Genomic DNA, 25,786 nt, shown 5'->3' with positions numbered 1-25,786 from the left:
CCGCCCTGTCTCGGCGCAGGCGACCAGACGACACAGAGCGTAGCTCAATCGTCTTACCGTCACGTAACAATTTTGCGACACGATCTTCTGCACAGGCCCGTCGCCTCCCGAGGCTTGCGAGGCTCGCGAGGCATCAGTGCCTGTGCCATAGTCGGGCTGTCTCCACACCCTGTGGCGCTCCGAGCCGGAAGCAATTGGGCACCACCAGACAGCATGGATCAGAACAGCATGGACAACGACCTGCGAGCCATAATCGAATCACGCCATCACGACCCCCATCGTGTCCTCGGCGTGCATGCCGTCGATGACGAAAATCTGCGCCTGACGACATACCAGCCGCAGGCCACCGGCGTGGATACCTTCGATCGCGACGGGGAACGCATCTCGCTGAGCGCATCCACCGACTTTCCGGGGATCTTCCAGGCCACGCTCCCGCGGAACTGGGTGCCGGACCATCCCCGCTTCGAGATCAGCCTGCCTAACGGACACACCTACGAGATCGTCGACCCCTACAGCTTCATGCCGACCGTCGGCGAGCTCGACCTGCACCTGTTCGCCGAGGGTAAACACCTGCAGCTCTGGCAGATGCTCGGCGCGCAGGTCCTGTCGGTGGACGACGTGGTCGGCGTGCGCTTTGCCGTCTGGGCACCGAATGCCGAACGGGTCAGCGTCGTCGGCAGCTTCAACGACTGGGATGGCCGACGCCACCCGATGCGGGTGCTCGGCGGCAGCGGGGTGTGGGAAATCTTCATCCCCGGCCTGGCCGTGGGAGACCTCTACAAATACGAAATCCACAGCCGGCTCACCGGCGAGACGACCCTGCGGACCGACCCGGTCGGCCGGGCGTTCGAGATGCGTCCGGACACCGCCGCGATCGTGCCGGACTTCCACCCGTTCGAGTGGAGCGACGAGGACTGGCTCAACCGCCGCGAGCACTGGCAATGGGACCGGCAGCCCCTCTCCATCTACGAGGTGCATCTGGGCTCATGGCGTCGACGGGACGGGGACTTCCTCAGCTACGACGAGCTTGCCGACCAGCTCATCCCCTACGTCCAGGAGCGCGGCTTCACCCACATCGAACTGATGCCCGTGACCGAACACCCCTTCGACGGGTCGTGGGGCTACCAGACGACGGGCTACTTCGCCCCCACCAGCCGGTTCGGCAGCCCGGACGCGTTCTGCCGCTTCGTCGACCGGGCGCATGCCGCCGGCATCGGGGTGATTCTCGACTGGGTGCCGGCGCATTTCCCGCGCGACGAGTTCGCCCTGGCCCGGTTCGACGGCAGCGCACTGTACGAGCACGAGGACCCGAGGCGCGGCGAACACCGCGACTGGGGCACGCTGATCTTCAACTTCGGGCGCCGCGAGGTGCAGAATTTCCTGATCGCCTCGGCCCAGTACTGGATCGAACAGTTGCACGTCGACGGGCTGCGCGTCGATGCCGTCGCCTCCATGCTCTACCTCGATTACTCGCGCAACGCCGGCGACTGGCTGCCCAACCAGCACGGCGGTCGGGAGAATCTCGAGGCGATCGAGTTCCTGCAGACACTCAACCACACCATCCTCTCGCGCAACCCCGGCACGCTGGTGATGGCCGAGGAGTCCACGGCCTGGCCAATGGTGTCGAAACCGCCGGAGATGGGTGGCCTCGGCTTTTCCTTGAAATGGAACATGGGCTGGATGAACGATTCGCTGAGCTACTTCAGCGAGGATCCGATCAATCGCCCCCACCACCACAACCTGCTGACCTTCAGCCTGCTGTACGCGTTCTCGGAAAACTTCATCCTGCCGCTTTCGCACGACGAGGTGGTCCACGGCAAGCGCGCCCTGCCGGCGAAGATGCCCGGCGACGAACACCAGCGATTCGCCAACCTGCGCCTGCTCCTTGCCTGGCAATACACCTTTCCCGGGAAGAAGCTCCTGTTCATGGGCACGGAATTCGGTCAGGGCAACGAATGGTCCCACGCCCGCGAGCTGGACTGGTGGATGCTGGACTACCCCCTCCACCAGGGCATCCAGGCGCTGGTCGACCAGTTGAACTTCACCTACCGCCACGAGCCGACCCTGCACGAACGGGACTTCGAGCCCGGCGGCTTCGAGTGGGTCGACTGCAACGACCGGAACCAGTCCGTGATCAGCTTCCTGCGCCACGGCCACTTCCAGACGCTGCTCGTCGTGTTCAACTTCACCCCCGTCGATCGTCCCGGGTACCGCGTCGGCGCGCCCCGTCCCGGCCGCTACCAGGTGATGCTGAGCACCGACAGCGAGGGTTTCGGCGGATCGGGACGCAACCCCGCCCCCACCGCGGCCGAGGACGGTCCGTTCCACGGCCAGCCCTGCAGTCTGACGATCGACTTGCCGGGTCTCTCGGCGGTCATCCTCAAGCCGGCGGGTGACTGACGGACGGTTGTCGGATCCGCACGCGGTTTTTGTCAAAATGTGCCAAAACACGGGCACACTCGTCGGCACAAATTTGCCTAACGTGAGATACTGCGCCGCTGTGGTCCCATCCAGCTCAACGAGGAGATACCGACGTGTCGCTGTCAGTTCTGTTCGCGACCAGTGAAGCCTACCCCCTGATCAAGACCGGGGGGCTGGCGGACGTGTCCGGCGCGCTCCCCGCGGCCCTGATCGAACTCGGTGTGGACGTCCGCATCGTGTTGCCGCGATACGGCGATCTCGCCCTGCGGGAGGATCAGACGACCGAGCACGTTTCCCGGATCGATGTCCTCGGCCAGCCGGTCGACATCCTGCAGACCGTCATGCCCGACAGCGGGGTGATGGTGTATCTCGTCGACCATCCGACCTTTTCCGCGCGTCAGGGCAACCCCTACATGGGTCCCGACGGCAATTCCTGGCACGACAACCCGGATCGCTTCGCCCTGTTCGCCCGCGCCGCCGTTTCCCTGGCCACGGCCGAGGTCGACGCGGACTGGCAGCCGGACGTTGTTCACGCCAATGACTGGCAGACCGGCCTGATCCCGGCGCTTCTGCACGAGGCCGACAGCATCAAGACGGTCTTCACGCTGCACAACCTGGCCTACCAAGGCGTGTTCGACCGTTCCACCTTCGAGAGGCTCGGGCTTCCCTGGAGCCTGTGGCGTCCGGACGGATTGGAATTCTGGGGCAACATGTCGTTCATCAAGGGCGGTATCGTCTTTGCCGACCGGATCACGACCGTCAGCCCGAACTACGCCCAGGAGATCCAGACCCCGGCGTTCGGCTACGGACTCGACGGGCTGCTGCGGCATCGCCGCGACGCGCTCGTGGGCATCCTCAACGGCATCGGGTCCGACTGGGATCCGTCGCACGACCCCGCCCTGCACACGCCCTATTCCATCAAGGACCTCGACGGCAAGGCGGTCAACAAGGCGGCCTTGCAGAAGGAGCTTGGCCTCCCGGTGCGCGACGATGTCCCGCTGATCGTGCACGTCGGTCGACTGGTGGAACAGAAGGGAACCGACCTGCTGATCCAGGCACTGAGCATGCTCGACCAGCGCGACGTGCAGTTCGCCTGCCTCGGCAGCGGCGAGACCCGTTTCGAACAGGCACTGCGTGCCCGGGCCGAGGCGGACCCGGAACGCATCGCGGTGCGCATCGGCTACGACGAGGGTCTGGCGCATCGCCTCGAGGGCGGCGGTGACGCCTTCATCATGCCCAGCCGCTTCGAGCCCTGCGGCCTGAACCAGCTCTACAGTCTCAAGTACGGCACGGTGCCGATCGTGCACAGTGTCGGCGGGCTGGCCGATACCGTCACGCCGGTAAGCCAGGAAACGCTGCGAAACGGCACGGCCACCGGCATCGTCATGGACCACCTGGACGTGAATGCCATCCTCTGGGCATTCGACGCCTTCATCCGCCTCTTCGATCGGGACGACGAGCTTGACGCCGTACGCCGACAGGCAATGGCGCAGCACTACGACTGGGATGCCAGTGCTCGCTCCTACCTTTCGCTCTACGAAGAAATCACGACGCGCTGACAAGGAACGTTGACACGCAATGATGAACCGAAACCGGACTCGACCCGTCGAGGCACGCAGGGAACTCGCGCGCCTGATGGAATCGCCCCTCGATGAAGGGATCAAACGGCTTTTCGCCCACGTCGAGCGCGAGCTCTTTGACGAAGCCGCCGAACAGGACGGCGAGACGCGGGCCGAACTCTTCCAGGCCGTGGCATTCAACCGCGCACGCAAGGACGCCTTTCTGCGGGACTTCAAGGCGCGGTTGCTTCAGCCCCCCGACGAGTTCGACCGGGAATGGCATGTCCTGACCGGCGATCGTGCGTCGGGCGTTCGCGTGGAAGATGCCCTGGCCAGGGCACACGAGCTATGCGACACGGAGCACACCCAGTTCGAGGCACGTATCCGCCAGTTGCATTCCGATGACCCCGAGGCGACCCAGGCGGACCTGTACACCCTCGAGGCGATCACCCGAGTGTTCCTCGGCAGCATTCGCGATTTCCCCTCATCGCTGAAGACGCGACTGATCGAGGGCTGGCCAGAGCGGACTCTCTTCGCGTTGGCCCCTGTCTACGCCGTGCTGAACGACTACCTGGTCCATGCCGGCGTGCTTCCCGGCATCAAGCGCCTGCGTGACGAATCCACCGACGTGCCGCGGCCCCGTGCCCGGCCTGCCGCCGAACCTGCCAAGACAACGCCCGCCGCCCCCAAGACCGTCAAGCCCGGTCCCTCGATCCAGGAACTTACCGAACGCCTGGCGCCCATGGTGCGCACCACCATGGACGGGGACGATCGGCACCTGTATCGCTTCCAGAGGGACGCGGACTGGCGTGCCGAGGACTTCACGCTGTTCGTCATGGACCAGGTCGATCCCTCACGCCCACGCTCGAGCTGGTTGCCGAAGACCCGCGAGCTGATTCGCCTGGTCGGCGTCACGCTCAGCGACGTGCTCAACGACCCGGTCATCAATGCCCGCCACCGGCGACTCGTGGCCGAACTGCAGCTCGCCGTGCTGTATTTCGCCGCAGGCAACCGACATTTCTTCTCCGATGCCGACCATCCGTTGCGGCACATCATCAACCTGATCGCGCTGGTGGGGTCGGACCCGGATCTCAACCGGGAGACCGGCCCCGTCGAGGCGCTGCTTCGGCCCATTCAGGAAGCCATCCTGGAGAACCCCGACCAGCTGGACCTCATAGCCCGTCAACTGCACGACTTCTCCCACGGCAAGGCCGAGCAGGTGGCGGAAAACGAGGTCGCCCCGGCCCGAAACCGCCTCGTCCAGGTCGAGCAGCGCTGCCGTCTCCGGGTGGAGAAGATGCTGGCCGCCCAGACGAAAGACCTCCCGATTCAGAAACCGACCTACACGTTGCTCGAGAAGTTCTTCACGCCCTTCATGGTGCGGACCATGATCAACCAGGGTCGACAGAGCGCCGGCTGGAACGGAGTCGTGGGTCTGCTCGAGGAGGCACTGACCCTGCAGATGGATCCGACCATCGAACCGCAGGATGTCACCGCACTGGAGGACCGCATCGCCACCCTGTTCGACGCGCCTTATACCGAGGGGCTGCAGAACAAGGAGCGCAAGGTACTCGACACCTTCGTCGCCTATCTGCGTCACCAATCCGAAAAGGCGATCCCCATGCCGACGCCGCGCAAGGCGGCGTTGGATGCCCCCGTCGATGACGACCACGCCGATACGACCGAGTCGATCGTGGAACCTGACGGCACGGAAAATGCTTCAGTTTTCGACACGGACTCGCCGGTGAACGACACCTCGGGGAAAGCGGCAGCGGACACGCCTGCCGACACAACCGAGGTCACCGACGAACCGGAGTCGAACGACAAGACAGCCGCCAGAACCGGGAAAGAGGACGAGGGAGAACTCCCCGAAGCGGAGGGCACAGCGTCCTCGGACGCCGGGCAGGATCTGAGGGAAACGGACGAAGAGGCATCCGACGCGGAATCCCGCATACCGCAGGACGGTCTGGTGCTGGCCTCGATGGAGGGGGTCCAGGCGTTTTTCCGGCACCAGATTCGCGGCGAGGAGTGGTTCGAGGTCCATACCGGTCCCGGCCGCGCGCTGCGCCGTCTGAAGATGCTGAACCTCGATGAGGAGAACGGTGTCCTGAACTTCGCCAACCGCACCGGACAGATCAAGCTGACGCTGCCCGTGGCACAGGTGATCGAGGACCTGCTTGACGACCGTACCCGCCCGGTCTTCGAGAACCCGCGTTACTCCCAGGCCCTGGAACGGCTGCGCGAACAGCTGGAGGAACAAGGCAATGACAACTAGAAGAACGCGCCAGGGCGGGCAGGACGAGCATCCGCGGGATCGCCGGGACTTCGCCAGGCTCACCAACAGCGGCATGGCCCTGCTGCGCATCCAGGGAGAGGACCTGCCCGTGGGCAGTGGTCGCATCGAGGACATCAGCGCCAACGGCCTCAACCTGTTCTGCAACGCCGACTGGGCTGGCCGGATCGAGATCGGGATGCGCGTCGACGTCGTCGCCCGCCTCGACGAGATGACCGAACCCTTCTACCTGGCAGGCGAGGTAGCCTGGCAGGGTCCGGTGGACGACGGACAGACACAGCTCGGCATCGAGCTGCTCCCGCCGAACCATCCGGCGGATAAAGATCAGCCCAACGACAATCGCGACTGGCGGGCACTCTTTCTCGCCTGAGCCACCCCGGTCGAGTGCGGGCAGTCCCTCTCTGCCCGGTGCGGAATTGCCGGTCGGCTGTTGTACAATCCCGCCTGCCGTGTCGGCCACCCGGGCGCTGTCTGAAAGCACTGTCCGGCGTGGGCCCCACCCCTACCCGTCACCAAAGCAAAGCGCCCGACCGACCTATGCGAATCATTACCGGCAACGCTGCCCGCTCCCCGTTCCGTCTCGCCAAACTCACCGACCTGCTGCGCGAGCATCATCCCGGGATCGAGGCGGTCCACGCCCGGTTCGTGCACCTGGTCGACGAGAAGCCGGGCGCGGACTTGGCCGAGGAGCGGCTGCAGGAACTGCTCGACTACGGGGAGCCGGCGGCCGACTGGCCGGAGGACGGGCCTGCAATCATCGTGGCACCGCGGGCGGGCACCATCTCGCCATGGTCGAGCAAGGCGACCGATATCGCCCATATCTGTGGTCTGGACGCCGTGGCCCGCATCGAGCGTGGCATCGAGTTCACGGTCACCGGCAAGGACCTCGACACCCGGGCCTTCGACTGGACACCCGCCATGCTCGAGGTACTCCACGATCGGATGACCGAGAGCGTCTACCAGGACCCAGCCCAGCTGCAAGCCCTGTTTCAACATGCCTCCCCCGCCCCGCTGGGGCACGTCGAGCTCGGCACGGACGGTCGCCGGGCGCTCGCGGAGGCCAACGCGCGTATGGGCCTTGCCCTGAGCGAGGACGAGATCGCCTATCTCGCCGAGGCCTACGCCGATCTGGGGCGTGACCCGACCGATGTCGAGCTGATGATGTTCGCCCAGGCGAACTCAGAGCACTGCCGACACAAGATATTCAACGCGGACTGGACCATCGACGGCGAGGACCGCGACCTCTCTCTGTTCGCCATGATCCGCAACACCCACAAGCGCAACCCCGAGGGCACGCTGAGTGCCTACAAGGACAACGCTGCGGTCCTCCAGGGAGCCGACGGGCGGCGCTTCTCGGTCAACCCGGAGACCGGTCACTACGAGACGGTCGACGAGCGCATCGACTTCCTCGCCAAGGTCGAGACCCACAACCACCCGACGGCCATCTCACCCGATCCGGGCGCGGCCACCGGGGCCGGTGGCGAGATCCGCGACGAGGGCGCCACCGGCCGGGGCGGCAAGCCGAAGGCCGGCCTGACCGGTTTCTCGGTCTCCAACCTGCGCATCCCGGCCGCCCCGCAGCCCTGGGAGAAGCCCACCGAGGATCTCGGTCGCCCCGACCGCATCGTCAGTCCGCTGGAGATCATGCTCGAGGGGCCGATCGGCGCGGCGGCGTTCAACAACGAGTTCGGCCGCCCGGCCCTTGGGGGGTACTTCCGCACGCTAGAGATCGAGACGGGCACCGGCGAGGGTGAGCAGCGCACGGTCTGGGGCTACCACAAGCCCATCATGATCGCCGGCGGCGTCGGCGTCATCCGCCCCGGTCTGATCGAGAAGGAACCCATCGCCCCCGGTCACCTGCTGATCGTGCTGGGCGGGCCGGCCATGCAGATCGGACTGGGCGGCGGTGCAGCCTCGTCGCAGGCCTCCGGCACCGGCAGCGCCGAACTCGATTTCGCCTCCGTGCAGCGGGCCAACCCGGAAATGGAGCGCCGCGTCCAGGAAGTCATCGACCGCTGCATCGCGCTGGGTGACACCAACCCGATCGTTTCCGCCCACGACGTGGGCGCCGGCGGTCTGTCCAATGCCTTGCCCGAGCTGATCAACGACGCCGGCATGGGCGGCCACTTCGACCTGCGCAAGGTGCCCAATGACGAGCCGGGCATGTCCCCGCTGGCGATCTGGTGCAACGAATCCCAGGAACGCTACGTGTTGGCGATCCAGCCCGACGACCTGCCCCGCTTCCAGGCGATCTGCGATCGCGAGCGCGCCCCGTTCGCGGTGGTGGGGACCGCCACGGCCGAGCAGCACCTGCGTGTCGAGGATCCGCACTTCGGCAACGATCCCGTCAATCTGCCCATGCAGACCCTGTTCGGCCACCCGCCGAAGATGCACCGGGACGTCAAGCGCGTTCCCGGCACCTCGGTGGCGCTCGAGACCGACGGCATCGAGGTCGAGGCAGCCCTCGAGCGGGTGCTCGCCCTGCCGGGCGTCGGCGACAAGAGCTTCTTGATCACCATCGGCGACCGCTCCGTGGGCGGGCTGGTGGCGCGCGACCAGATGGTCGGGCCGGCCCAGGTGCCGGTGGCCGACAGCGCGGTCACCTCGACCGACTTCTACCACCATCACGGCGAGGCCATGGCCATGGGCGAGCGCGCCCCGGTCGCCCTGCTCGACGCACCCGCCTCGGCCCGGCTGGCGGTGGCCGAGGTGGTCACCAACCTCGCCGGCACGCCGATCGGGTCGACCGATCGCATCAAGCTGTCGGCGAACTGGATGGCCGCCTGCGGCCACGACGGCGAGGACGCCCGCCTCTACGACACGGTCCGCACCGTGGGCATGGATTTCTGCCCGGATCTGGGCATCAGCATCCCGGTCGGCAAGGACTCGCTCTCCATGAAGACGCGCTGGAGCGATGCCGGCACCGAGAAGGCCGTCGTCTCGCCCGTGTCGCTGGTGGTCACCGGGTTCGCCCCGGTCAGCGACGTGCGTCGTACCCTCACGCCGGAGATCCGCGCCGACCGACCGAATCGGCTCTTCCTCGTCGATCTGGGCGAAGGGCGCAACCGGCTCGGCGGCTCGGCACTCGCCCAGGTCTTCAGCGCGACCGGCACAAAGGTGCCTGACATCGCGCCGGCCCCGCTGAAAGCGTTCTTCGACACGATCCAGGAGCTCAACCGACTGGGTCACCTGATCGCCTACCACGATCGCAGCGACGGCGGTGCCATCGTCACGCTGCTGGAAATGGCCTTCGTCGGTCGCTGCGGGCTGGAGCTTTCCATCGACGACCTTGGCGGCGATCCGCTCGCCGGGCTGTTCGCCGAGGAAGCCGGCGCCGTCATACAGGTCGAGGGCGACGACGCGGACTTCGTGCGCGAACAGTTCGAGAAGGCGGGCCTGGGTGAGGCTGTGATCGACCTCGGCGAGGCGGTGGAAACGCCGCGCGTTCACGTCCAGTGGCGTGGCAAGACGGTTGTCGACCGTGACCTGGCCGAACTCAAGGGCATCTGGTCGTCGACGAGCTTCCACATGAGCGCCCTGCGGGACAACCCCGCGACGGCCGAGGAAGCCTACCGCGCGACTACCGACTTCTCGGACCCGCAACTGGCCGGCACGAAGGCCACCTTCGACGTCAGCGAGCCCGTCGCCGCGCCGATGATCAGCCGGGGCGAACGGCCGCGGATCGCGATCCTGCGCGAACAGGGCGTCAACGGCGAGGTCGAGATGGCCGCGGCCTTCACCGCCGCCGGCTTCGACGCGGTGGACGTCCACATGGCCGACCTGATCGCCGGGCGGCACGATCTCGCCGACATGAAGGGGCTGGTCGCCTGCGGCGGCTTCTCCTTCGGTGACGTGCTGGGTGCCGGTTCCGGCTGGGCGCACGCCATCCGCTACAACTCGCGGGCCAGTGACGCGTTCAACGCCTTCTTCGAGCGCAAGGACACCTTCGGCCTGGGCGTGTGCAACGGTTGCCAGATGTTCTCGCAACTCGCCGACATGATCCCGGGTGCCGAGCACTGGCCGCGTTTCCTGCGCAATCGCTCCGAGCAGTTCGAGGCCCGCCTGTCGCTGGTGGAAATCCCGCAGTCGCCCTCGATCCTGCTCGCCGGCATGGCCGGCAGCCGCCTGCCGATCACCGTGGCCCACGGCGAGGGCCGGGTGGCCTACCGCCGGCCCGAGGATGCCGAGCAGGCCTTCACCGCGCTGCGCTACGTCGACGGACACGGCATCGCCACGGAAACGTACCCGGCCAACCCGAACGGGTCGGCCGCGGGCGAGACCGGCTTCACCACCGAGGACGGACGCTTCACCATCATGATGCCGCACCCGGAGCGGGTCTGGCGCGCCAGCCAGTTCTCGTGGAAGCCGGCACGCTGGTCGGATGCCATGCAGGACCCGGAGACCGATCGCGGCCCGTGGCTGCGCCTGTTCGAGAACGCGCGAGTCTGGGTCGACGGCTGACGTGGGTCCAGGGGTCGGTTTCGGTGAGCGCGTCCCGCCCAGCCTGATCCTGATGTCGGGCTCCACGCTGTGGGGGCTGACCTGGATCTGGCTCAAGTACGCCGCCGAACTCGGCATCGGCCCCATCCTGCTCTCGGTGGTCGCCTACGCCGCGCAGTGGCTGGTGGTCGCCCCGTTCGCCTGGCGCGCCTGGACGGATCCGCATCGACCGGCCATCTCGCGGCTGAACTGGGAATGGCTCGGGCTCCTTGCCTTCGCAGCCGGTGTCTCCGGTGTCGGATTCACCATGGCCATGGTCTACGGCGACGTCGTCCGTTCGATGATGCTCTTCTTCCTGATCCCCGCCTGGGGGGTGCTCTTCGGTCGGCTGTTCCTCAAGGAGCCGCTCTCGCCGGGCCGGATCGCCGCGGTGATCAGCGCCATCGCCGGTGCCTTCCTGATCCTGGGGCCCGACTTCGGCGACGGGCTGCTCGCGGCCGACTGGTTCGCGCTGATCGCCGGGTTCTCGCTGGCCGCCGCCAACACCCTGTTCCGCTTCCTCGCCGAGCAGCCCATCCCGATCAAGCTGACCCTGATGCAGGGCTCGACCGTGCTGCTCGGCCTGGTCGCCTGGCTGTTCTCAAGCGAGTTCGGTGTCGTTCCCACCCTGGAGGCAGTAGGTAGCAGCGCGCTCTACGGCGTGACCATGCTGCTCGCGGCCGTACTGGCCACGCAGTATGCCGTCGAGCGACTGCCCGCCTCGCGCACCGCGATCCTGATGACGCTGGAACTGCTTGTCGCCGTGGCCTCGGCCGCCTGGCTCGGCGACCGCGTCCACGGGCTGAACATCTGGATTGGCGGCGCCCTGATCCTCAGTGCCGCGTTGCTCGAGGCAGCCAGCGCCCACCGTCGCCAACCCGAGCTTGCCGCACCATGCAAGGGCTGAATCCCCAGCAACAGGCCGCGGTTCGCCACTACGACACGCCGCTGCTGGTGCTGGCCGGCGCCGGTTCCGGCAAGACGCGCGTGATCGTGGAAAAGATCGTGCACCTGATCGAGGACCGGGACCTGCCTCCGCGGGGCATCTGGGCGGTCACGTTCACCAACAAGGCCGCCCGGGAGATGGGCGAACGGATCGGTCAGCGTCTGCCCTCCGAGCGTCGCCGGGGGTTGAACATCTCCACCTTCCACACGCTGGGACTGAACCTGATCCGGCGCGAGACGCGCACCCTCGGCTTGCGGCCCGGATTTACCGTGCTCGACGCCGAAGACAGCCTCAACCTGATCAAGTCGCTGCTGCAACTGAACGAACAGGCCGCCGGCCTGCTCGAGCCCAAGGAGGCACAGGGGCGCATATCGCAGTGGAAGAACGACCTGGCCACTCCGCAAACCGCCGCCGAGGCGGCCGGCGACGACCCCGTCGAGGCCGCCTGCGCCAGCCTGTACGCCGACTACAGCCGGCAACTGGCTGCCTGCAACGCCCTGGATTTCGACGACCTGATCAAGCGGCCAGTGGAACTGCTGAGGGACGATCCCGAGGCTCGCGAGCGCTGGCAGCGGCGAGTCCGCTACCTGCTGGTCGACGAATACCAGGACACCAACGCCAGCCAGTACGAGCTCGTGCGCCTGCTGGTCGGTCCGGTCGGTCGACTGACCGCCGTGGGCGACGACCACCAGTCGATCTACGCCTGGCGCGGGGCCAGGCCCGAGAACCTGCAACACCTCAAGCGCGACTTTCCGCGGCTGGAGACCATCAAGCTCGAGCAGAACTACCGTTCGGTGGCCACCGTGCTCGATGCGGCCAATCAGCTGATCGCCCACGACCCGACCACGCAGCCCAAGAATCTCTGGAGCGCGGTGGGAGCCGGCGAATCGCACCGCGTGCTGGTCTGCGACACGGCCGAGGACGAGGCCGAGCGCATCGCCACCGACATCCTGCACCGCCACTTCAAGGACGGTTCGGCCTACCGCTACTTCGCCATCCTGTTCCGGGGCAACCACCAGGCCCGGCTGATCGAGCAGCAACTACGCAAGCTCTCGATCCCCTACGTGCTGACCGGCGGCCAGTCGTTCTTCGAACGTGCCGAGGTCAAGGACGCCATGGCCTACCTGCGCCTGCTGGCCAACCCCTCGGACGACGCCGCGCTGCTGCGGATCATCAACACCCCGAGGCGAGGCATCGGGCCGACCACCCTCGAACGGCTCGGCGAGATCGCCCGCGACCGGGACATGCACCTCGCGGCCGCGGCCCGCTCCGTGGCCGCCGAACAGCGGATCGACCCGCGGGTACGCCACCAGCTCGACCAGTTTCTCGACTGGCTGGAAGCCACACGGCAACGCATGGCCTCCGAGCCGGCGGTCGATGCCATGCGGCGCCTGCTCGAGGAGATCGACTACTTCGGCTACCTTCGCGAGCAGGAAAGCAGCGCGCGTGCCGCCGAGCGACGCTGGGAGAACCTGCAGGACTGGCTCGAGTGGACCGAGCGAATCGCCGAGGACGCCGAGACCGGCAAGTCGCTTTCACTGGCCGAGCTGGTGCAGAAGATGAGCCTGCTGGGCATCCTGGAGCAGAAGACCCGGGACCAGAACGACGACGCGGTGCGACTGCTCACCCTGCACGCGGCCAAGGGGCTGGAGTTTCCGCACGTCTACCTCACCGGCATGGAGGAAGATCTCCTGCCGCACCAGGACTGCCAGGAAGACGACCGCCTGGCCGAAGAGCGACGCCTCTGCTTCGTCGGCATCACCCGCGCCCAGCGCAGCCTCACCTTCACCCTCACCCGCCGTCGCCGACGCTATGGCCAGTGGCGCGACATCACGCCCAGCCGGTTCCTCGAGGAGATCGAACCGCAACTGTTGCGCTGGGAAGGCATCGGTGTAAAAAAGAGCGAAGAGGAAACGCGCGCGACGGCCCAGGAAGCCATGGCGACGATCCGCGCCATGCTGGGATCACGCTAGGGTGATGCGCAGGTTCGTTTGGCAGCTAACGGATCTGCTATGCTCAGCTTCCGTCACAAAATGCGCTGATGAGGCATAACTTCCGACGCAAGCCCCCTTGCCCGGGGTGCAACAACGGGATGGCACGGCACCGATGACCGAGGAAAACGATCAATCTTCAGGATCCCGGGGATGGGCGCGAACGACGGCCGGATGGGTGGTCCCGATCCTGATCGTGGCCGCCGGCGTTGTCGCGTTTCAGTATCTGAAGTCCAGCCGCCCGACACCCCCTCCGGCCACGCCCGAAGAGCGCGTCTGGCAGGTCGACGTCATCGACGTGGCACCCGGCCGGCACCATCCTCGCCTGCTGCTCCATGGCCAGATCACCTCGCCGGACCGCCTGCAGGTCAGTGCCCCCGCCACGGCCCGTATCGAGCGTCTCCCGGTGCGCGACGGCCAGACGGTCAAAGAGGGTGAGCTGCTCGTGGCGTTCGACCCGGCCGACTTCGAGCCGGCGGTTCAAGCGGCCCGCGCCACCCTCGCCGACGTCGAGGCCCAGATCGAGCGCGAACGACAGGGACTCGAGTTCGACCGAGCCGCACTGGAGATGGAACGGTCCATCGTCGAGAATGCACGACGAACGCTGGAACGCACCCGCAGTCTTTCCGATCGGGATCTGGCCTCCAGCAGCGATCTCGACAACGCTCGGGACGCGCTCAACCAGGCGCAGCTCGCGCGCAACAGCCGGGAACAGGCCATCGAAACCTTCCCGGCCCGGCTGGCCTCGCTGCAGGCCAGCCGCGAGAGTGCCGCCGCGGAACTGGCCCGCGCCGAGCGCGACCTCGAGCGCGCCACCGCCACCGCGCCCTTCGACGGCATCGTCGGCAGCGTGACCGCCACGGCCGGCGACCAGGTGGCCGCCAACACCGACGTGGTCGAGATCTACTCGCTCGACTCTCTGGAGCTGCGAGCGACGATCCCGGCCCGCCACGCCAACGAACTGCTCGGCCGCGCCGACGACGAACCCACCACCGCCCGCGCCCGTCACGGCGGCCAGACCCTCGATCTCACGCTGGAACGGTTCGCCGGCCAGGCCAGCGGAGAGGGTCTCACCGCCATCTTCACCTTCGATGCGTCTCCTGCCTCCCTGCGCCTGGGAGACGTACTGCGCCTCGACGTCGTCCGTCCGGCAAGGGGCGAAAGCGTCCCGGTGCCCTACAGCGCGCTTTACGGCAACAGTCGCGTCTACCGCGTCGTCGACGGCCGACTCGAGCGGGTCGAGGTCTCGGTGCTGGGCGATCACCAGGGCTCCGGCGAAGGCCGCTGGGTGCTGGTCGAGTCGCCGGACCTGCGCCCCGGTGACCGGATCGCGACCACGCACCTGCCCAACGCCATCGACGGGCTGCGGGTCGAGGCCAGGGACGACGCGGCGGATCGAGACGATTCATGAGCGACGGCAACGTCAGCATCCTCGGGCGCTTCGCGCGCCACCGGGTGGCCGCGCACGTGATCATGCTGCTGATGATCGTCAGCGGCCTGTTCGCCATCTCGCGCATGAACGTCCAGTTCTTCCCCAACTTCGCCCTCGACGTGGTCAACGTCTCCGTGGTGTGGTCGGGCGCGTCGGCGGAGGACGTGGAGCGCGGCATCACCGACCCGCTCGAACAGCGTCTGCGCTCGATCGAGAACCTCAAGGAGATCACCTCGACCTCGGCCCAGGGCGTTTCCACGATCACCATCGAGTTCCGCGAAGGCACCGACCCGGTACTGGCACTGGACGACGTGCGCAACGAGGTAGACACCTTCCGCAACTTCCCCGCGGATGCGGAAAAACCCCAGGTCAACCGCATCCCCCGGTTCGACCCGATCGCCCGCGTCGTCCTCTACGGCGACGTGCACCGGGATGACCTGCGCGAATGGGTGGACCGCTTCGAACGCGACCTTTTGAGCTACGGGGTCGACCGCGTCAACGTCAACGGCCTGCCCGAGCAGCAGATCGGCATCCACGTGTCTACCGACGCGCTCTACGAGAACCGACTCTCGCTCGACCAGATCGCCGACGTCGTCAACTCGCAGTCCCGCGATCTCCCGGCGGGGCAATTCGGCGACCTGGACGGCGGGCGGGAACTGCGCGCGGTCGAGCAGGCTCGTGACCCGCAGGCCTTTGCCGACCTGCCGCTGATCCAGGACGAACAGACCCGGATAGGGCTGGGCGAGATCGCCGACATCCAGCGCGAGGACCGTCGCCACCAGACGACGCTGACCTACGAGGGCCTGCCGGCCGTCGAACTGGAACTGCAGCGCTCCGAGCAGGGCGACTCGCTCGACTCGGCACGCGCCCTGCAACAGTGGCTGGAAGACGTGCGCCCGGCGTTGCCGGACTCGCTGTCGATCACCGTCTACGACCAGTCATGGCAACTCATCCGCGACCGCATCAATCTGCTCGTCTACAACGGGGCCGGCGGCCTGCTGCTGGTACTGGTGCTGCTCTACCTGTTCCTGCCCGCCCGGGTCGCCTTCTGGGTGGCCGTGGGCATTCCGTCGGCCTTCCTCGCCGCGCTGGCCGTGCTGTGGCTGATCGGGGGCAGCATCAACATGATCTCGCTTTTCGCCCTGATCATGGCCCTGGGGGTGATCGTCGACGACGCCATCGTGGTCGGCGAGGACGCCGATGCCCACTTCCGACAGGGGGAAAAGCCCCTGCTCGCCTCGGAAGGAGCGGCCCACCGCATGTTCTGGCCGGTGGTCGCCTCCTCGGCCACCACCGTGGCCGCGTTCATGCCGCTGCTGGCCGTGGGCGGCACCATCGGCAAGATTCTCTACGACATCCCGGTGGTGATGATCTGCGTGATCATCGCCTCGCTGGTGGAAAGCTTTCTCGTGCTGCCCGGACACCTCCGGCGCGCCTTCGTCCAGAGCGGGCAGTCACGGTGGCAGACCCTGCTCTGGCGCATCGGCGCGGTGAAACGACGTTTCGATCGCGGCTTCGAGGCCTTCCGCCAGAGGCCGTTCCGCAACATCGTCCGGTTCGCCATCACCTATCGTGGCGTGACCCTGGGCACGGCGGTGGCCACCATCCTGCTCGCCGTCGGTCTGATCGCCGGCGGGCGGATCGGCTTCACGTTCTTCCCGACGCCCGAACCGACCATCCTCTACGCCAATGCCACCTTCGTCGCCGGCACCGACCGGTCCCGGGTGGATACGTTCCTGGACGAAATGGCCGAGAGCCTCGATCGGACCGAAAGCGAGCTGGGCGGCAACCTGATCGCCCACGCCGTCCGCCGTTCCGGCGCGACGACGGGCGCCCAGTCCGGCACCACGGGGGACCAGCTCGGCTCGATGCTGATCGAACTGGTCGCCCCGGACGACCGGGACGTGCGCAACGAGGATTTCATCGCCCGCTGGAAGGAGAACACGCCACTGCCGACCGGGCTGGAGAGCTTCTCGGTGACCGCGCGCGAAGGGGGGCCGCCGGGCTCGGACCTGACCGTCCGTCTCACCGGCGGCTCGGCCGACAATCTCAAGCGGGCGGCCATGGACCTGAGCAACACGCTCGCGGGCGTCACCGGCGTGCTCGACGTCAGCGACGACCTGCCCTACGGGCGGGAGCAGATCACCTACTCGCTCAATAGCCGCGGCGAATCACTGGGCCTGAACACGGTGGACATCGGCCGGCAGTTGCGGGCGGCCTTCGACGGCGAGCTGGTGCAGATCTTCCAGTCGGGGCGCGACGAGATCGAGGTGCGGGTCCTGCTGCCGGAGCACGAGCGCGATCGCCTCTCCGTGCTCGGCGAGATCCAGGTGCGCACGCCCGAGGGGGCCTTCGTTCCCCTTGGCCAGGTGGTCGACTTCGACGCCCGCCGCGGCTTCGAGGCCATCCGACACGCCGCGGCCGAGCGGGCCGTCGAGGTCATGGTGGACATCGACAACCGCCTGACCTCCGCGGACAACCTGGTCGAGTCGCTCGAGCGCGACGCCCTACCCGAGCTCATGGCCGACTACCAGGTCAGCTATACCTTCGAAGGCAAGCAGGCCGACCAGCGCGAGACCATGGCCGACATGAAGTTCGGGCTCTATCTCGGGCTGGTGCTGATGTACATCGTGCTGGTGTGGGTGTTCGCCGCCTGGACCACGCCCTTCATCGTGATGATGATCATTCCCTTCGGCCTGGTCGGCGCGATCTTCGGTCACTGGGTGATGAATCTCGACCTGACCATCCTGTCGATGTTCGGCCTGTTCGGCCTGGCGGGGATCGTGGTCAACAACGCCATCATCCTGGTCGCCTTCTACAACGAGCAGCGCCGGGCCGGCCTGTCGGTGACCGACGCCCTAGAGGAAGCCGCCACCCGCCGCCTGCGCGCCGTGCTGCTCACCTCGCTGACCACCATCGGCGGGCTGACCCCGCTGCTGTTCGAGACCTCGCTGCAGGCGCAGTTCCTGATCCCCATGGCGACCTCGATCGCCTTCGGCCTGGGCTATTCCACCCTGCTGGTGCTGCTGGTCATCCCCGCCCTGCTCTCCCTGCGCGAATCGCTCCGCGAGCAGGTCGCCCCCGGATCGACGCGACAGGACCAGCCGGCGTGATCGAAGCTCGACCCGCGCGTGGCGCGGGCGCCGCGGCAGGCTTAAAGCGCTTTCAGTAGCCGGCTGGCCGGCAGCCGCTCGCCCGGCCCCGCACGATCCTGGCACAGCGCCGAGAACAGCTCGGCCGTCCCGAGCGCGTCGACCAGCGCGTGGTGGGCGTGGTAGCGAGGCAGGTGGTAACGCTGGCGCAGGCTGTCGAGACGCAGCTCGCCGGGACCGTGCGCGAGATGACGCCGCTCGAAACTGCGCCGAGCCAGGTGAAGCGTGTCGATGACCGGCACGGCCACCGCGCTGCCGAAATGGCGACGGCAGGCGGCGTTGAGAAAGGCCAGCTCGAAGCGGGCATTGTGCGCGACCAGGACCCGGCCGGCCATGACGTTCAGCAGGGATTCCAGTGCCTCGATCTCCGAAATCCCCTCGGCCGCGTGGTCATCCGTGATGCAGTGAATCACGGCACTGGCCTCCGGGATCTCCATGTCGGGACGGATCACCTGGTGATGCGCCGTTCCGAGGTCGATCGTCGGCCCCTTCATCGTCACCCAGCCGACGCTGAGCAGTCGATCCTCTCGGCTGTCGAGGCCGGTGGTCTCGAAGTCCAGCACCACGTAGTCCAGTCCTTCCCAGGGAACCGACAGGTCCGGCAGCGGGCTGTCCAGCAGCCGGGTCAGCGGCGAGATGTCGCGGGCCCGCCGCCGCAGCCGCCGGCGACGCCACGAAAGCCACAAACGGTGCGGGAACCAGGCCGACAGCATGTCAGCGCGAGCCGCTGATATCGAAATGGCGACGCATCCAGCGCTGGTGGTCGTCCACCACGCGGAAGGCGTCACGCAGGTGGTCGCGCTCCAGTCCCGAGATGACCCGGGGATCGAGCAGGTTGTCCATCGCTTCACCCCGCCGGACCTGGGCCGCCTGGTGGCGAGCGCGCAGCACGTAGAAGAAACGCCAGGCGTCCTCCAGTTCCGCCGCGGCCTCGGACGACAGCCCGCCGGCCGCGGCCGCCGCCTGCAGTCGGCGCACGGTATGCAGTTCGCCCAGCCCCAGCCGCACGGCGTGCACGCGCGCGATGTCGGCGATCGGCAACAGCCCGTAGCGCTTGATATCCAGCCGTTCGTCGTGGCGCTCGTCGTCCACCACCACCAGTCGCCGGAAGAATCCCAGCGGCATGTGGATCGCCAGGGCGTTGCCGACCAGCAGGCGCTGGAAGATGGTGTTGTTGACGGCCAGCGGACGCACGCCCGCCCAGAGTCGCTCGAGCAACTCCGCTCGGCCGGCGACCACCCGCATGTCGAAGAAGTTCGTCGCCAGCATGAGCGAGTGCGGCTCGGGCTGCTCGATCCAGTCGCGGAAAGTGCGCGTCCAGCCCGACAGCGGCTGGCGCCAGGCGGGGGTCGCCGCCATGGTCTCCCCGGGGCAGTACTCGAGCCCTGCCGCGGCAAGCCCGTCGGTCACGAAGCGCGCCAGTTCGCCGAACCACTCCCCGTGGCGGTCCGGCTCGAAGGCGTCGTCGATGATCAGCGCGCTGTCCTGATCGGAGTGGGCGGTCTGCTCGCGGCGCCCCTGGCTGCCCAGCGCCGCCCAGGCCCAGGGCACCGGTGCGGGGCCCAGTTGCCGCTCGGCCAGCTCGGTCAGCCGGCGGGTGAGCGCGTCGGTGACGGTGACCATCGCCTCGCCCAGGGGCTCGGCCTCCGCCCCCATGGCCACCAGCTGGCTCTGAAGATCCGGAAGGCGGGCACCCACCCGGGCGATGGCCTCCAAGTCGGGGGCGGCGAGCGCGTCACGGACGAGGTGCACGGCATGCGTCCCCTGGTGGCGCAGCAGGTCCGAGGTGGAGAGAATGCCGACGAGATCCCCATCGGCATCGACCACCGGCAGGTGGTGGATGTTATGGCGGGAGAACAGCAGGGAGGCCTCGAAGGCCAGGGCGCCCGGCGCCACGGTGACGAGCTCCCCGGTCATGATGGAGCGGACCGGATCGCTGGTGGAACGCCCATCGGCGATGCAGCGCCGGCGCAGGTCCCGGTCGGTCACCAGCCCCACCAGCCGGCCGTCCTCGACGATCAGCAGGGACGACACCTGCTCGTCGGTCATGCGCTCCGCCGCTTCACGGATGGAACTGTCCGGCCCGGCGGTGACCGGGGCGCGGCGCAACAGGGAATCGACCGTGGTCGCCATCAGCACGTCGGCGTGGCCACGCTGCTCGGCCAGCCGTTCGAGGGCGTGCTCGAGCCGCTCGCGTCGCGACTGCTCGAATCGCCAGGCGAACGACGGATGGGCACCGAGAAGCTGCTCGAAGGCCTCTCGCGGCAGGAAGTAGAACAGGCTGTCCTCGATCAGCTCGGTACGTCGATTCCCTTGTGCCCCGCCCTCGTCGAGAAACAGGTCCGCCTCCCCGAGCTTGTCGACCAGTTCCCCCTCGGCATCGTGGACCACGACGGCGCCGCTGCGCACCACCCAGAGCCCTGGGCCGGCATCCCCGGGCGGAAACGAGCGCCCCCGACGCAGGTAGCGCACGGTCAGCCGAGGCGGCAGGCTGTCGAGCGCTTCGGCGGGCAGCCCCTCGAACGCCGTCACCCCGGCGATGAAATCCCGTATTTCCCAGAGTTCCGCGGCCATGTGGGGCTCCTTGCCGTGAGGCGTGGTCGGCCGGTCAGAGGGCGTAGTAGTCGCGATACCACTCCACGAAGCGTTTCACCCCTTCCTCGACCGGGGTTTCCGGCGCGTAGCCCACGTCGTTCTTCAGGTCCTCGACGTCGGCGTAGGTATCGGGCACGTCGCCCGGCTGCATGGGCAGCAGGTTGAGCTCGGCCTTGCGGCCGGTGGCCTCCTCGATCAGCTCGATGTAGCGCAGAAGCTCGATCGGCCGGTGGCTGCCGATATTGTAGACACGCCAGGGCGCCCGCGAGGTGCCCGGGTCGGGGGCGGCCGAATCCCAGTCCGGATTGACGGTGGCGGTGTGGTCCAGCGTGCGGATCACGCCTTCGACGATGTCGTCGATGTAGGTGAAGTCGCGCCGGTGACGCCCGTAGTTGTACACGTCGATCGGCTTGCCTTCGAGAATGTTCTTGGTGAACTTGAACAGGGCCATGTCCGGCCGGCCCCAGGGACCGTAGACGGTGAAGAAGCGCAGGCCGGTCGTGGGCAGATCGTAGAGCGAGGCGTAGGTGTGCGCCATCAGCTCGTTGGCCTTCTTGGTGGCCGCGTACAGCGACAGCGGATGGTCGACGTTGTGATGCACCGAGAACGGCATCTCGCTGTTCGCCCCGTACACCGAGCTCGAGGACGCGTACACCAGGTGCTCGACCCCGTTGTGCCGGCAGCCCTCGAGGATGTTGGTGAAGCCAACGAGGTTGCTGTCGACGTAGGCATGCGGGTTCTCGATCGAGTACCGGACACCGGCCTGGGCGGCCAGGTGAACCACCCTGTCGACGCCGATGCGCTCGAACAGATCGGCCATGCCGGCACGGTCGGCCACGTCCATCCGCTCGAAGGAAAAGCCGTCCTGACCGGTCAGGCGGGCGAGACGCGCCTTCTTGAGGTTGACGTCGTAGTAGTCGTTCAGGTTGTCCAGCCCGACGACGGTGTCGCCCCGAGCCAGCAACCGCGCGGCGAGCGCCGAACCGATAAAACCGGCGGCACCGGTAACCAGAATCCGCATGAGTGCTCCATGGCAGTGTAAGGGAACGGTCGACCGTCGGGGATGACCCTTCGCTTCCCGGCGAAGTCCTTCCGGCCCGATTGCCTTCCGAGCCAGCCCGACCGTCGGTCCGGGGTGATTATGCCTGTGCCGGCCGAGGCAACCAACCGGGCAACCAACCGGCCGGCGGTTGCCGCGACGGCCTCGACCACCAGCGCTGGGAGAAGAAAAATTTTCTCGATCGATCCCCGTTCCGCTTATGACCGACCCGCGATCGGTCCGGGAGGCGCGCCAGTACTGACCATGGACCGGTTGTCCCGAATCTTATCCACAGGATTTCAACCCGGGATCCACTTGTTCCCCTCAGGTCGCCCACACAGCTGTCCACAATATGTTGTGCCTGAATTGCACGAACCGTACATGGGGTTGTGATATTTCGCCATTTTTGCGGTTGACTTTCCCCCCTCACGAACCACAATCTATCCATCGATTCGCGGCCCGATCCCACGACCGGTTCCGCCCCGTTCCGAGACCGAGACCGGCGTGCCGACAGCGACCCCGGTCAGCCACAAGGGAACGACGCGGGCGGATCGAGAGGACCGACACACCGTCGGTGCCGCGAATGCGAACGAACAGACACCCAGACACCAGGAAGCGGACGCCCGACAAGCACCGAGGCGACCGCCACCGTTTCCACTGCCACAGAGGACGGATTGCGGCATGAGCACCGAACAGACGACCACCTCCACTCCCTACCACGACACCCGGTCCGGCCAGCCCGGCGACAGCATCGAGACGGCCGCCGCCACTCCCGGCCAGATCCGCGTCATCCGGCGCAACGGCAAGCTGACCGCCTACGATCCGTCCAAGATCAAGGTGGCCATGACCAAGGCCTTCCTGGCCGTGGAAGGGGGTGGCGCGGCCGCCTCTTCCCGCGTGCACGAGACGGTCGAGACGCTGGTCGACAACATCGATCGCGTGCTCAACCGCCGCATGCCCGGCGGTGGCACCGTCCACATCGAGGACATCCAGGACCAGGTCGAGCTGGCGCTGATGCGTGAAGGGCACCACAAGGTCGCCCGTGCCTACGTCCTCTACCGCGAGCAGCAGGCGCAGAAGCGTGCCGCCGAGCAGCCGGCCGCCCAGGTCGAGGCCCCGCGCAGCGAACTGCGCGTCACCCGCTATGACGGCACGCAGGAGCCGCTCGACACCGAGCGCCTGACCCGCCTGGTCGACGAGGCCTGCCACGGGCTGGCCAGCGTCGACAACCGGCGCATCGTCGACGAGACCATCCGCAACCTCTACGACGGCGTGGCCGAGCACGAGGTGAGCACCGCGCTGGTGATGAGCGCGCGTACCCTGATCGAGGTCGACCCGGCCTACTCCCAGGTCGCCGCCCGCCTGCTGCTCGATTCCATGCGCACCGAGGCGCTGCGCTTCGTGCACAACCCGGTGACGACCTGCACGCAGTCCGAGATGGCAAACATCTACCCGGACTACTTCAAGGAATACATCAAGGTCGGCATCGAGCACGAACTGCTCGACCCGACCCTGCAGCAGTACGACCTGGACGCCCTGGGCCAGGCGCTGGACCACGAGCGTGACCTGCAGTTCACCTACTTAGGGCTGCAGACGCTCTACGACCGCTACTTCCTGCACTACGACGACACCCGCATCGAGCTGCCGCAGGCGTTCTTCATGCGCGTGGCCATGGGCCTGGCGATCAACGAGGTCGAGCGCGAGGCACGGGCGATCGAGTTCTACCGCCTGCTGTCGTCGTTCGACTTCATGAGCAGCACCCCGACGCTGTTCAACTCCGGCACCCTGCGTCCGCAGCTGTCCTCCTGCTACCTGACCACGGTGCCGGACCACCTGGACGGCATCTACGGCTCGATCCGCGACAACGCCCTGCTCTCCAAGTTCGCCGGCGGTCTGGGCAACGACTGGACCCGCGTCCGCGCGCTGGGCAGCCACATCAAGGGCACCAACGGCAAGTCGCAGGGCGTGGTGCCGTTCCTCAAGGTGGCCAACGACACCGCCGTGGCCGTCAACCAGGGCGGCAAGCGCAAGGGCGCGGTCTGCGCGTACCTGGAGACCTGGCACCTGGACATCGAGGAATTCCTGGATCTCCGCAAGAACACCGGCGACGACCGCCGCCGCACCCACGACATGAACACCGCCAACTGGATCCCGGACCTGTTCATGAAGCGGGTGGCCGAGGAAGGCCAGTGGACCCTGTTCTCGCCGTCGGACGTGCCGGACCTGCACGACCTGACCGGCCAGGCCTTCGAGAAGGCGTACGTCGAGTACGAGGCGAAGGCCGAACGCGGTGAAATCAAGAACTTCCGCCGGATACCTGCGGTGAACCTGTGGCGCCGCATGCTCTCGATGCTGTTCGAGACCGGCCACCCGTGGATCGCGTTCAAGGACCCCTGCAACCTGCGCTACACCAACCAGCATGCCGGCGTGGTGCACAGCTCGAACCTCTGCACCGAGATCACCCTGCACACCAACGACTCCGAGATCGCCGTGTGCAACCTCGGCTCGGTCAACCTCGCCCAGCACGTCACCGAGAACGGCCTCGACGAGGAGAAGGTCCAGCGCACCATCAAGACCGCCATGCGCATGCTCGACAACGTGATCGAGTACAACTACTACTCGGTGCCGCAGGCGCGCAATTCCAACCTGCGCCACCGCCCGGTAGGCCTCGGGATCATGGGCTTCCAGGATGCCCTCTACAAGCAGAAGCTGCCCTACTCCTCCGAGGAGGCCGTGGCCTTCGCCGACCGCTCCATGGAGATGGTCAGCTACCACGCGATTTCCGCTTCCGCGGATCTCGCCGCCGAGCGTGGTCACTACGAGAGCTACGAGGGCTCGCTGTGGAGCCGCGGCATCCTGCCGATCGACTCCATCGAGCTGCTGGCCGAGTCGCGCGGCGACTACCTGGACATGAACCGCGAGCAGACCATGGACTGGGACGCCCTGCGCGAGAAGGTCCGCGAGCACGGCATGCGCAATTCCAACACCATGGCCATCGCCCCGACCGCGACCATCTCGAACATCTGCGGCGTCTCCCAGTCGATCGAGCCGACCTTCGAGAACCTGTTCGTCAAGTCCAACCTCTCGGGCGAGTTCACCGTGGTCAACCCGTACCTGGTGCGCGACCTGAAGGACCTGGGGCTCTGGGACGAGGTCATGGTCAACGACCTCAAGTACTTCGACGGCTCGGTGCAGCAGATCGACCGCGTGCCCGACTCGATCAAGACGCTCTACGCCACCGCCTTCGAGATCGACCCGCGCTGGCTGATCGAGGCCGGCTCGCGCCGCCAGAAGTGGATCGACCAGGCCCAGTCCCTGAACCTGTACATGGCCGAGCCCTCGGGCCCGAAGATCGACAACATGTACAAGCTCGCCTGGGTCCGTGGCCTCAAGACCACCTACTACCTGCGCGCCGCGTCCAAGACCCGGGTGGAGAAGACCACCATGAACAAGCTCGACGGCAAGCTCCGCGGCGTCTCGGCGGACCCGTCCGCCGCGGCCGGCCCCAAGGCCTGCTCGATCGACGACCCCGAGTGCGAGGCCTGCCAGTAAGGCCTCGCGGGACGACGGAACGACCGAACACCATCTGACAGCAGCCGGGCAGCCACCCTGCCCGGCCCAGCCCGGCGAAAGCGCCGGAATCGAACGGAGGAAGACCATGCTCGATTGGAACGACCCGCTGAAGAAGAACACGCAAACCGAGAACACCGCCATGCCCACGTCCTGGGACGAGGGCCAGTCGGCCGACGCGAACCACTTCGAGCCCGGCGCGGCCGAAGCCGCCGACCAGACCGGCCTGGGTGGCATCGACGCCAACGCCGGGCGCGTCGACGTCTCGGAAAAGCGCATCATCAACGCCACCGCCGACGTCAACCAGCT

Annotated in this window: 13 protein-coding genes and 1 pseudogene; 11 read left to right on the top strand and 3 right to left on the bottom strand. The window is 67.1% G+C overall.

Annotated elements, in window-relative coordinates; translation table 11 throughout:
• Positions 1-213 precede the first annotated feature (213 nt).
• The 9 genes from glgB (at position 214) to ACESL5_RS02370 (ending at position 18,234) form a co-directional block, all read left to right on the top strand.
• A complete protein-coding gene (glgB, locus tag ACESL5_RS02410) occupies positions 214-2,400 on the top strand; it encodes a 1,4-alpha-glucan branching protein GlgB (protein ID WP_372591186.1) in 2,187 nt (728 codons plus the stop codon).
• 140 nt (positions 2,401-2,540) lie between these two features.
• A complete protein-coding gene (glgA, locus tag ACESL5_RS02405; RefSeq protein WP_372591204.1) occupies positions 2,541-3,980 on the top strand; it encodes a glycogen synthase GlgA in 1,440 nt (479 codons plus the stop codon).
• Between the two features lie 19 nt (positions 3,981-3,999).
• Positions 4,000-6,255 carry a DUF1631 family protein gene (locus tag ACESL5_RS02400; protein WP_372591185.1) on the top strand — a complete coding sequence of 752 codons (2,256 nt, stop codon included), beginning with the start codon at positions 4,000-4,002 and terminating at the stop codon, positions 6,253-6,255.
• On the top strand, positions 6,245-6,643 hold the full coding sequence (locus ACESL5_RS02395) for a PilZ domain-containing protein (protein WP_372591184.1): 399 nt from the start codon (positions 6,245-6,247) through the stop codon (positions 6,641-6,643). The genes ACESL5_RS02400 and ACESL5_RS02395 overlap by 11 nt, the downstream gene beginning before the upstream one ends.
• 167 nt (positions 6,644-6,810) lie before the next feature.
• Positions 6,811-10,734 carry a phosphoribosylformylglycinamidine synthase gene (gene purL, locus ACESL5_RS02390; protein ID WP_372591183.1) on the top strand — a complete coding sequence of 1,308 codons (3,924 nt, stop codon included), beginning with the start codon at positions 6,811-6,813 and terminating at the stop codon, positions 10,732-10,734.
• A 1-nt stretch (position 10,735) separates the two neighbouring features.
• A complete protein-coding gene (locus ACESL5_RS02385) occupies positions 10,736-11,659 on the top strand; it encodes a DMT family transporter (RefSeq protein WP_372591182.1) in 924 nt (307 codons plus the stop codon).
• Positions 11,647-13,671 carry a UvrD-helicase domain-containing protein gene (locus ACESL5_RS02380; protein WP_372591181.1) on the top strand — a complete coding sequence of 675 codons (2,025 nt, stop codon included), beginning with the start codon at positions 11,647-11,649 and terminating at the stop codon, positions 13,669-13,671. The genes ACESL5_RS02385 and ACESL5_RS02380 overlap by 13 nt, the downstream gene beginning before the upstream one ends.
• Positions 13,672-13,804: 133 nt before the next feature.
• Entirely contained in the window at positions 13,805-15,100 is a 1,296-nt protein-coding gene (locus ACESL5_RS02375; protein WP_372591180.1) for an efflux RND transporter periplasmic adaptor subunit, read from the top strand.
• Positions 15,097-18,234, top strand: a complete 3,138-nt coding sequence (locus tag ACESL5_RS02370) for an efflux RND transporter permease subunit (protein WP_372591179.1) — start codon at positions 15,097-15,099, stop codon at positions 18,232-18,234. Before ACESL5_RS02375 ends, ACESL5_RS02370 begins: the two co-directional genes overlap by 4 nt.
• Positions 18,235-18,275: 41 nt before the next feature.
• On the opposite strand, the gene ACESL5_RS02365 is transcribed toward ACESL5_RS02370, so the two are convergent.
• From ACESL5_RS02365 to ACESL5_RS02355, 3 genes are read right to left on the bottom strand one after another with little or no spacing between them, the layout of a single operon-like run.
• A complete protein-coding gene (locus ACESL5_RS02365; RefSeq protein WP_372591178.1) occupies positions 18,276-18,986 on the bottom strand; it encodes an exonuclease domain-containing protein in 711 nt (236 codons plus the stop codon).
• 1 nt (position 18,987) lies between these two features.
• Positions 18,988-20,847, bottom strand: a complete 1,860-nt coding sequence (locus tag ACESL5_RS02360; protein WP_372591177.1) for a DUF294 nucleotidyltransferase-like domain-containing protein — start codon at positions 20,845-20,847, stop codon at positions 18,988-18,990.
• A 34-nt stretch (positions 20,848-20,881) separates the two neighbouring features.
• The gene (locus tag ACESL5_RS02355; protein ID WP_372591176.1) at positions 20,882-21,889 is read right to left on the bottom strand and encodes an NAD-dependent epimerase; all 1,008 of its coding nucleotides are present in this window, start codon (positions 21,887-21,889) and stop codon (positions 20,882-20,884) included.
• 699 nt (positions 21,890-22,588) lie between these two features.
• Between ACESL5_RS02355 and ACESL5_RS02350 the strand changes: the two genes are divergently transcribed.
• Complete coding sequence (locus ACESL5_RS02350) at positions 22,589-25,459, top strand: ribonucleoside-diphosphate reductase subunit alpha (protein ID WP_372591175.1); 2,871 nt, start codon at positions 22,589-22,591, stop codon at positions 25,457-25,459.
• Between the two features lie 106 nt (positions 25,460-25,565).
• Positions 25,566-25,786: pseudogene (locus tag ACESL5_RS02345) on the top strand (ribonucleotide-diphosphate reductase subunit beta); the annotation flags it as partial.

The sequence above is a fragment of the Guyparkeria sp. genome (assembly GCF_041687595.1).
Lineage (GTDB): Bacteria > Pseudomonadota > Gammaproteobacteria > Halothiobacillales > Halothiobacillaceae > Guyparkeria.
Note: the sequence above shows the minus strand (reverse complement) of the source record. Positions and strands in the feature narration are given on the sequence as shown.

Coding starts and splice junctions, on each gene's coding strand:
- ACESL5_RS02395 (WP_372591184.1), top strand. CDS start 6,245: ATGACAACTAGAAGAACGCGCCAGGGCGGGCAGGACGAGCATCCGCGG.
- glgB (WP_372591186.1), top strand. CDS start 214: ATGGATCAGAACAGCATGGACAACGACCTGCGAGCCATAATCGAATCA.
- ACESL5_RS02375 (WP_372591180.1), top strand. CDS start 13,805: ATGACCGAGGAAAACGATCAATCTTCAGGATCCCGGGGATGGGCGCGA.
- ACESL5_RS02350 (WP_372591175.1), top strand. CDS start 22,589: ATGAGCACCGAACAGACGACCACCTCCACTCCCTACCACGACACCCGG.
- ACESL5_RS02360 (WP_372591177.1), bottom strand. CDS start 20,847: ATGGCCGCGGAACTCTGGGAAATACGGGATTTCATCGCCGGGGTGACG.
- ACESL5_RS02380 (WP_372591181.1), top strand. CDS start 11,647: ATGCAAGGGCTGAATCCCCAGCAACAGGCCGCGGTTCGCCACTACGAC.
- purL (WP_372591183.1), top strand. CDS start 6,811: ATGCGAATCATTACCGGCAACGCTGCCCGCTCCCCGTTCCGTCTCGCC.
- ACESL5_RS02355 (WP_372591176.1), bottom strand. CDS start 21,889: ATGCGGATTCTGGTTACCGGTGCCGCCGGTTTTATCGGTTCGGCGCTC.
- ACESL5_RS02370 (WP_372591179.1), top strand. CDS start 15,097: ATGAGCGACGGCAACGTCAGCATCCTCGGGCGCTTCGCGCGCCACCGG.
- ACESL5_RS02365 (WP_372591178.1), bottom strand. CDS start 18,986: ATGCTGTCGGCCTGGTTCCCGCACCGTTTGTGGCTTTCGTGGCGTCGC.
- ACESL5_RS02400 (WP_372591185.1), top strand. CDS start 4,000: ATGATGAACCGAAACCGGACTCGACCCGTCGAGGCACGCAGGGAACTC.